Origin of the sequence: Paraburkholderia diazotrophica (assembly GCF_038900755.1) — a bacterium.
Taxonomy (GTDB): Bacteria; Pseudomonadota; Gammaproteobacteria; order Burkholderiales; family Burkholderiaceae; genus Paraburkholderia; species Paraburkholderia diazotrophica_A.
In genome coordinates this window covers 1-474 of the sequence record NZ_JBBPEN010000078.1, presented here as the reverse complement: position 1 = coordinate 474, position 474 = coordinate 1, and the positions used below count along the sequence as shown (strand labels likewise).

At 71.1% G+C, this 474-nt stretch carries 1 protein-coding gene; it reads left to right on the top strand.

Annotated elements, in window-relative coordinates; genetic code table 11:
• Positions 1-474: acyl-CoA dehydrogenase family protein (locus AABE10_RS36295; RefSeq protein ID WP_342937850.1), on the top strand; the 474-nt coding region annotated here is incomplete at both ends.

Genomic DNA, 474 nt, shown 5'->3' with positions numbered 1-474 from the left:
CGACTACGGCCGCCACCAGCGCCGGCTGCTGCCGCGCCTGGCGACCACGTACGCGCAGGCGTTCGCCCATGAGGAGCTGCTGCAGAAGTTCGACGGCGTCTTCAGCGGAGCGAACGACACCGACGAGACCCGACAGGACCTCGAGACGCTCGCGGCGGGCCTGAAGGCGCTGTCGACGTGGCACGCGCTCGACGCGATCCAGGAGGCGCGCGAGGCCTGCGGCGGCGCCGGTTTCCTCGCCGAGAACCGCCTCGTCGGCCTGCGCAGCGACCTCGATGTGTATGTCACCTTCGAGGGCGACAACAACGTGCTGCTGCAGCTGGTGGGCAAGCGCCTGCTGGGCGACTACGCGAAGCAGTTCAAGGGCAAGCAGCCCGCCGAGCTGGCGCGGATCGTCGCGGGCCAGACGGCCGGCAAGCTCTTCCACGGGGCGGGCCTGCGGCGGCTCGGCCAGGCCGTGACCGACTTCGGATC